The sequence below is a fragment of the Stenotrophomonas sp. STEN030 genome, assembly GCF_056759995.1.
In genome coordinates, this window is the sequence record NZ_JBRREB010000093.1 from 1 (window position 1) to 7,900 (window position 7,900).

General features: G+C 62.2%; 7 protein-coding genes. All 7 read left to right on the top strand.

Going from position 1 to position 7,900, the window contains the following annotated elements; translation table 11 throughout:
- The first annotated feature begins 200 nt into the window (after positions 1 to 200).
- The 7 genes from ACVOLR_RS19525 to ACVOLR_RS19555 all read left to right on the top strand — a co-directional run bounded on the left by ACVOLR_RS19525 (position 201) and on the right by ACVOLR_RS19555 (position 7,779).
- Positions 201 to 1,406, top strand: coding sequence for a DUF418 domain-containing protein (locus tag ACVOLR_RS19525; protein WP_481537914.1), 1,206 nt, complete (start codon positions 201 to 203; stop codon positions 1,404 to 1,406).
- Positions 1,407 to 1,432: 26 nt separating this feature from the next.
- Complete coding sequence (locus ACVOLR_RS19530; protein ID WP_481537915.1) at positions 1,433 to 2,683, top strand: NAD(P)/FAD-dependent oxidoreductase; 1,251 nt, start codon at positions 1,433 to 1,435, stop codon at positions 2,681 to 2,683.
- Positions 2,680 to 4,032, top strand: coding sequence for a glutathione-disulfide reductase (gene gorA, locus ACVOLR_RS19535; RefSeq protein ID WP_481537916.1), 1,353 nt, complete (start codon positions 2,680 to 2,682; stop codon positions 4,030 to 4,032). The genes ACVOLR_RS19530 and gorA overlap by 4 nt, the downstream gene beginning before the upstream one ends.
- A 283-nt stretch (positions 4,033 to 4,315) precedes the next feature.
- Positions 4,316 to 5,239, top strand: coding sequence for a DMT family transporter (locus ACVOLR_RS19540; protein WP_481537919.1), 924 nt, complete (start codon positions 4,316 to 4,318; stop codon positions 5,237 to 5,239).
- Complete coding sequence (locus ACVOLR_RS19545) at positions 5,236 to 5,580, top strand: MGMT family protein (protein WP_481537917.1); 345 nt, start codon at positions 5,236 to 5,238, stop codon at positions 5,578 to 5,580. The genes ACVOLR_RS19540 and ACVOLR_RS19545 overlap by 4 nt, the downstream gene beginning before the upstream one ends.
- A gap of 41 nt (positions 5,581 to 5,621) precedes the next feature.
- Positions 5,622 to 6,266: a rhomboid family intramembrane serine protease gene (locus tag ACVOLR_RS19550; RefSeq protein ID WP_481517699.1), complete on the top strand. Its 645-nt coding sequence runs from the start codon at positions 5,622 to 5,624 to the stop codon at positions 6,264 to 6,266.
- Between the two features lie 283 nt (positions 6,267 to 6,549).
- Complete coding sequence (locus ACVOLR_RS19555; protein ID WP_481537918.1) at positions 6,550 to 7,779, top strand: MFS transporter; 1,230 nt, start codon at positions 6,550 to 6,552, stop codon at positions 7,777 to 7,779.
- Positions 7,780 to 7,900: the final 121 nt, after the last annotated feature.

Below are 7,900 nucleotides of genomic sequence, written 5' to 3' on the forward strand. Positions count from 1 at the left end.
GGTCTGCTGGCGCGCCGCCGCGGCCCCGCGCCCCGCCCCGCGGCGCGCGGCGGGCCCGCCTGTGCCGTGCCGCCCCCCCCCCCGCCCCCCCCCCCCCCCCCCCCCCCCCCCCACTACAGGTCGCTGGGCAAGCCCCTGCCGAGCATGGCTCGGCACTACCTTGTTCCGGCGTGCTCTAATCGCGCACCTGTTGCTGAAGGATGTCGTCGTTGTCTACTTCTGCTTTCCAGCCTGTGGCGGCCAATGAACGCATCGCCAGCTTGGATGTGCTGCGTGGCTTTGCCTTGTTCGGCATCTTGCTGATGAACATGGAGGCCTTCAGCGGCCCGTTGGACATGTCGTTCACCGGCATCGATCCGCATTGGCTGGGCCGGGACTACTGGGCCGATGCCTTCGTCTACATCTTCGTGCAGGGCAAGTTCTTCACTCTGTTCTCGCTGCTGTTCGGTGCCGGCTTCGCGGTAATGGCGCAGCGGGCGGCCACTGCAGGGCGCGACTTCACCCGCTTCTATCTGCGCCGCAGCCTTGGCTTGCTGATCATCGGCGTGCTGCATGCGTTGCTGCTGTGGTCCGGTGACATTCTGGTTGCCTACGCGCTGTTGTCGTTTGCCTTGTTGGCGTTCCGCGAGGCGCCGCGTAGTTGGTTGCCGGCGCTGGGCACCATGGCATATCTGGGAGCTGCCGTATTGATGCTGCTGTTGGGCGCCCTGATGCAATTTGTTCCGGCCGACGCCGCCACTGCGCAGGCCGAAGCAGCAAAGGCTGCAATCGAGGCGCAGCGTCAGGCTTACGGACAGGGCAGTTATCTGCAGGCAGTTGCGCAGCGCTTGCAGGACGTGGGTGCTTCGCTGGGTGCGCTGTTGCTGGTCGGCCCACAGGTGCTGGGTATGTTCCTGATCGGCGCATGGTTTGCGCGCAGCGGCGCGATCGCCGAACCCGGCCGCTATCCGCGGTTGTGGGCCGTTTTGCGCTGGTTGTTGCTGCCAGTTGGCTTGGCGGTGATGCTGTTGAGCGTGTGGGTGCTGCCATACAACGCCCCGGGACAGTTCACCATGCGCAGCGCAGGCGCCTACGCGCTGACTGCAGTGGCAGGTTTGCTGATGTGTCTGGGCTATCTGGCCTGGGGTGTGCGCTGGAGTCGTTGTCTGCAATGGCTGGCACCGGCTGGACGCATGGCCTTGAGCAATTACCTTGGGCAGTCTCTGGTCTGCACCCTGGTCTTCTACGGCTATGGTCTGGGTTGGTTCGAGCAGATGGGGCGTGCGTCGCAGCTGCTGTTTGCCGTGGGTCTGTTCGCTGTGCAGGTACTGCTCAGCCAGCTATGGTTGCGGCGTTTCCAGTACGGGCCGGTGGAATGGCTGTGGCGGGCGTTCACTTACTTGCAATTGCCACCACTGCGGCGCTGATGCATTAGTGGCAATAAAATAGCTGGGTGAACTCCCCCAAAGACGATGTTCTTGTTGTTGGCGCCGGTGCCACCGGTCTGGCCACCGCGTTGGCGCTTTCCGAAGCGGGACGGCAGGTGCGGTTGATTGACGCCGGCACACTGGGCGGTGCTACCTCGCACGGCAACTGCGGCACCATCACTCCCAGCCATGCGCCACCGTTGGCGGCACCGGGCGTGCCGGTGCGCGCATTGCGCTGGATGCTGTCGCCGCAGGCGCCGCTGTACATTCCGCCGCGTTTTGATCCTGCGCTTTGGCGCTGGCTGCTGAAGTTCGCTGCGCGCTGCAATCGACAGGACTGGCTACGCAGCGCGCAAGGGCGTGCCGCGTTGTTGAACGACTCTCGGCAACGCTTGGCCGATTGGGTGCTGCGTTACCAGCTGGATTGCGAGTTCGCCGAGAAGGGCTTGGACTATGTGTTTCGCCAGCAAAGCAATTTCGACACCCACGCGGCCGAATGCGACGCATTGGCAGATCTTGGCATCGCCACCGAGATCATCGATGGCAGCGATTACGTTCGTGCTGAGCCCGCCTTCAATGATGGCGTGGTCGGCGCGATCCGTTTTCCAGGCGATGCCAGTCTGCGTCCGGATCGTTACACCGCCGAACTCGGACGGGTGCTGCGTGCGCGCGGTGTGCTGATTGAAGAGCACTGCGCGGTGCAATCATTTGAGCCACGCGAGCAGGGCGTGCGCGTGCAGACCAATCGAGGTGCCCGCGATACCGATGAACTGGTGCTGGCGACCGGCGCGTGGTCACCACGGCTGGCCGCCAAGTTGGGGCTGCGCGTCCCGATCCAGGCAGGCAAAGGCTACTCCATCACTGGCAGTTGCCCGATGCAGGTGCCGAGCCGGCCGGTGGTGCTGAAGGATCGTTCGGTATTTGTCATTGCCTGGGCTGAACAGATGCGTCTGGGCGGCACGATGGAATTTTCCGGGCAGGACCGGCGTTTGAATGAAACCCGTCTGCAGGCACTGGAGCAGGCGGCGCGGCAGTATTTGCGCCAGCCAATCGGTGAGGTCATCCATGAGCGCTGGTATGGCTGGCGGCCGATGACCTGGGATGACATGCCGATACTGGGGCGCTCGCCCTTGCACGCTCACGTCTGGCTAGCGGCTGGTCATGGCATGCTCGGCATCAGTATGAGCAGTGGGAGCGGACAACTGATGGCTGATTTGATAACCGGGCAAGCGCCTGCAATCGATCCTGCGCCGTATCGCGTGGAGCGTTTCCAATGAGTGCGCGCAACTACGACGTGGTGGTGCTGGGCGGCGGTTCGGGCGGTTTGGCTGCCGCTTTCCGTGCCGCATCGTATGGGGCCAAGGTGGCAATGCTGGAACCAGCGCCGTTGGGTGGCACCTGCGTCAATGTGGGTTGCGTGCCGAAGAAGGCGATGTGGCTGGCCGCGGATCTGGCTGAGCGGATCGCATTGGCGCGACGTGTCGGGTTTGATGTGCCGGCCGAGCCGGCGTTGGCATGGTCGACGCTGTTGGATCGGCGCCAGCAGTACATCGCTAATATCCACGCCAGTTATCAAAAGCGGTTGGATGAAACCGGCGTGGTGCGGGTCAGCAATCGTGGGCATCTGATCGATGCGCACACGGTTCAGTGCGACGACGGCACTCAGTTCCGCGCCGAGCACATCGTCATTGCTACTGGCGCGCACCCGCTCAAGCCGGAGTTGCCAGGGGCAGATTTGGGCGGTGTTTCGGATGATTTCTTTGCGCTGCAGGCACGGCCGGATCGCGTTGCCTTGGTAGGCGGTGGTTATATCGCGGTGGAACTTGCTGGCGTACTACGTGCGTTGGGTAGCGAGGTTGCCTTGCTGGTACGCGGGCAGCGCTTGCTTGATAAGTTTGACGCGGAAGTATCAGACCAGCTGGCGGAGAACCTGCGGCTGCAGGGCGTGGAGCTGCACTTCGGCTGCAAGGTAGAAGCGCTGCAGCGGCAGCAGCAACAGATCCGCGCGCAGCTGCACAACGGCCCGGAACAGGCTGTATTCGATACGGTGCTTTTCGCCACCGGGCGTGGCCCGAACACAAAGGGGCTTGGCTTGGAGCAGGCTGGCGTGAAGCTGGGCGAGAAGGGCCAGATCGAGGTCGATGACTACCAGAACACTTCGATGCCGGGCATCTATGCGGTTGGCGACGTTACCGGCCGGGTGACTCTGACTCCGGTTGCGATTGCTGCCGCACGCAGGCTGATGGATCGTGTGCTGGGCGGGCAGCCTGAGGCCAGGCTCGATTACGAGAACGTTCCCAGTGTTGTGTTCGCGCATCCGCCGCTGGGCAGCGTCGGCCTGAGCGAGGAAGAGGCCTGCAAGCGTTTTGGCAAGGTGAGCACGTATTACAGCCGCTTCCGGCCGATGCTGCAGGCGCTGGGGCAGGGTGAGGTACGCAGCCTGTTCAAGATGGTTTGTGCTGGTGAGGATGAAAAGGTGGTTGGCATCCATCTGCTGGGCGAGGGTGCCGACGAGATCCTGCAGGGGTTTGCGGTGGCGGTGAAGGCCGGGGTGACCCGCAGGCAGATGGAGGAGACGGTGGCGATCCATCCGACTTCCGCTGAGGAAGTTGTTTTGATGCGTTGAAGTGAGGGGCTGGGTAGCAACAGCAACAGCGCAAGAAGCACGCCTGCTCAATCCTCCCCTGCGCTGCGCGCAAGGGAGGAGGCTGATCCTGCAGTCACCGGCAATGCTTCTGTTGTTGCGCCTCATGCAGCCATAAAGTGGCTGTTGAGGTTCTTTTTGCTTCGGGTTGACCTACTGGTCCTACCCAGCAGCCACGCCCAGATCCCGCAGCGCCCATAATAGAAAGCCATCTCCCCCCGGATGTCGTAACACCGTGACTGCTCCAAGCCAGCGCGAGGCCACGATGGCTGCGCCAACATTACCCACCAGCTCGCGCCGCCTGTTGATCAGCGGCCTGCTGCTGGCCGCCACCGGTGCCATCGCCGCGTCCGGTAAGGCGGTAATCGTCAAACTCGCCTATCGGCATGGCGCCGATGCCACTGCCTTGCTGGCGCTGCGGATGATGGTCGCGCTCCCGTTCTTCATCGTCATGGGCATGTGGGCGGCACGGCGCGCACAGCCGTTGTCGGTGGGCGACCGCTGGCGGGTGCTGCTGCTCGGCTTCAGCGGTTATTACCTGTCCAGCTATCTGGATTTCCTTGGCCTGCAATACATCAGCGCCACGCTGGAACGACTGATCCTGTATCTCAGCCCCACGCTGGTGGTGCTGATCGCGCTGGTGGTGCTCAAGCAACGGCCCACCCGCATCCAGGTGGCAGCCCTGTTGGTCAGCTATCTCGGCGTGTTGCTGGCTTTCGGCCATGACATCCAGCTCGAAGGCCGGCGTACCCTGATTGGCTCGGGCCTGGTGTTCGCCAGTGCGCTGAGTTATGCGGTGTATCTGTTCGGCAGTGGCCAGGCGGTGGTGCGGATTGGCGCGGTACGCCTGACCGCTTACGCCAGCATGGTGGCCTGCGTGTTGTGCATCGGTCAGTACCTGCTGTTCCAGCCTTGGGATGCGTTGTGGGAGTACGCGCCGCCGGTGTATTGGCTGTCGCTGCTCAACGGCACGATCTGCACGGTGCTGCCGGTGCTGGCGATCATGATCGGGGTCAAGCGGATTGGCTCCTCGTTGGCTGCGCAGGTGAGTATGCTGGGCCCGGTTTCCACAATTGTGCTCAGCGTATGGCTGCTCGACGAACCGATGGGCATTTGGCAAAGCGCCGGGACGGTGCTGGTGCTGCTGGGCGTGTTGCTGGTGGGCAGCGGCGTAGCGAAGAGGCGGTGAGCCCTGAGGTCAGTGCCGCCACCGGTCATGCGCGCATCCTTGAGGCGATTCGCGCCATTCCACGCGGACAGGTGCTCGGTTACGGCGAAGTAGCGGCCAAGGCCGGGCTGCCTGGTAGGGCGCGGTTGGTGGCGCGCCTGCTGGGTAGCAACGACGACCCGGAACTGCCGTGGCATAGGGTGTTGCGCTCAGACGGCCGCATCGCGATGCCCGAGGGCTCGCGCGGCTGGCGCGAGCAGAGCCAACGGCTGCGGGCGGAGGGTGTTGCGGTGGAAAACGGCCGGGTGAAGCGGGCCAAACCGCCGCGCAGCCTGGACGAGGCGATCTGGGGCCCGGGCTAGCTGCTGCGGCTATCATGGCGACAGTTCCTCCGGATGCCACCATGTTCCCGCGCCTACCCAAGATCACCCAGACGTTGCTGATCGCCAACGTCGTCCTGTTCCTGCTGCAGCAGCTTCCACAGACGGCGGGCATCTTTACCCAGCTGATGTTGTGGCCGCTGGGCTCGCAGCAGTTCTTTGCTGATTCGCCCGGTTTCGAACCGTGGCAGCTGCTGAGCTATGGTTTCCTGCATGGCAGCTTTGGCCATCTGTTCTTCAACATGCTGGCGCTTTTCATGTTTGGTGCACCGTTGGAGGCGACCTGGGGCGAGAAGCGCTTCCTGACCTATTACATGGTGTGTGTGGTTGGCGCAGGCCTGTGCCAGTTGCTGGTCGCTGCGTTTGCCGGTGAGTACAACCCGGTACTGGGCGCTTCCGGTGGCGTGTTCGGCCTGTTGCTGGCTTACGGCATGTTGTTCCCGAACCAGCGGGTGATGCTGCTGTTCCCGCCGATCCCGATGAAGGCGCGTACCTTCGTGATCGTGTTCGGTGCGATTGAACTGCTACTGGGTTTCACTGGCTGGCAGCCCGGCGTCGCCCATTTCGCCCACTTGGGCGGCATGCTGTTTGGCTGGCTGCTGATCCGCTACTGGCGCGGGCAACCGCCGTTCAACAAGCGCGGCCCGCACCTGCGCCGGGTCAAGTAGTGCCGAGCCATGCTCGGCAAGGGCATCACCGGTAAGGCCTCAGCCGAGCATGGCTCGGCTCTACAAATGAAAAAAGCAAAAAGGCGCGGATTCCGCGCCTTTTTTCCGTTTTATTTGTTTGTGCTGCAAGTGAAAAGCTACCAACCAAAGAAAGAATGTGGATCAGTTGATGCGTGCAGAATATTTCCCTGGATGAGCTGCAAAGACTACGGTGGCGTTCGAATTCAGGGAGGCTGTTAAGCGCCCTGCAGCCGTTAAATGCAGCAGAAAAGCAGGAAACCTCATGTCCAACATTCGCACTGGAGCTGTTGTCGCAAACTTTGGCCCGCGGCATCGCTGGGTCATTCTGTCAGTAGGTGTTGCAGCACAGATTAGTTTTGCAGCGGCGTTTTCAGGGTTGCCGGTGCTGAGCGTGCTGATACGTCAAGAGTACGGGCTTGCAGAGCGGCAGCTGGGTGTTGTTCTGGGCTGCATGGCGCTGGGTGTTGCGGCTTCCGAAGTACTGTGGGGTCTGCTGACCGACAAACTGGGTGATCGCCGTGTGCTGCTGATGGGCCTGGTGTCGATGGCGGCGATGTTGGCGTTGATGTCGCTGTTCATAACGCCCGGTGTCGGCGCAGGCTTTGGCCCGCTGGCGTTGAGCTACGTAGTGTTTGGCGCCGTAGGCGCGAGTGTGAATTCATCGTCGGGCCGGGCCATCATGACGTGGTTCAGCGACGGCCGACGTGGTTTCGCCATGAGCATTCGGCAGAGTGCTATTCCTGTCGGTGGCGCGTTCGGCGCGGCAGTTCTGCCAGTTCTGGCCCAACGATGGGGGTTTGGCAGCGTCTATGCGGTTCTGGCGGCCTTGTGCATGGTCAGTGCAGTTGCTACCTGGCTCTGGCTGTACGAAGCACCTGTTGGCAAACGCGTCGCTGCACTGGCTGGGCATGCAATTGAAGGGCGTTCTCCATTGCGACGTATGGACGTATGGAGACTGGCATCGGCCAGTGCTCTGTTGACTGTCCCGCAAGTTGCAGTGCTGACGTTTGCTGGCATCTACCTGCATGATGTGCATCAGCTTGGCATTGGTGTGCTGTCAGCGATGCTGATTACCGTTCAGTTGGTAGGTGGCGGACTGCGCATCGCAAGTGGGAAATTGTCGGACAGGTTTGCCAATCGGCGGCGCTTCATTCGCGGGTTCGGGTTGCTTGCTGGTGGCGCGACGGTTGGTCTGGCACTTTCCAGCGCTGCGGCCGTCTGGTGGATATTGCTTCTGCTCGTCGTAGCTGGCGTGTTCGCAAATGCCTGGCATGGTGTGGCGTTCGCTGAGATCGCGATCATGGCCGGCGCTGATCGCGCAGGCACGGCCATAGGATTGGAGGGGATGATGGTGTTTGCTTCCGCTTTCATCACGCCCTATTTGATTGCCATTGGCTTGAGCCTGACTTCATGGGCTTGGGTCTGGGGGCTGGTCGGCATCATGGCACTCGTCGCCGTACCGCTTTCTCCGGGTAGCAGGCTATCAACGTAGTGCCGAGCCATGCTCGGCTTGGGCTCTACCGATAGAGCCCAAACGATGTAGTGCCGAGCCATGCTCGGCAGAGGCTCCATTAGTAAAGCCTCAGCCGAGCATCTGTCTCTTATACACATCT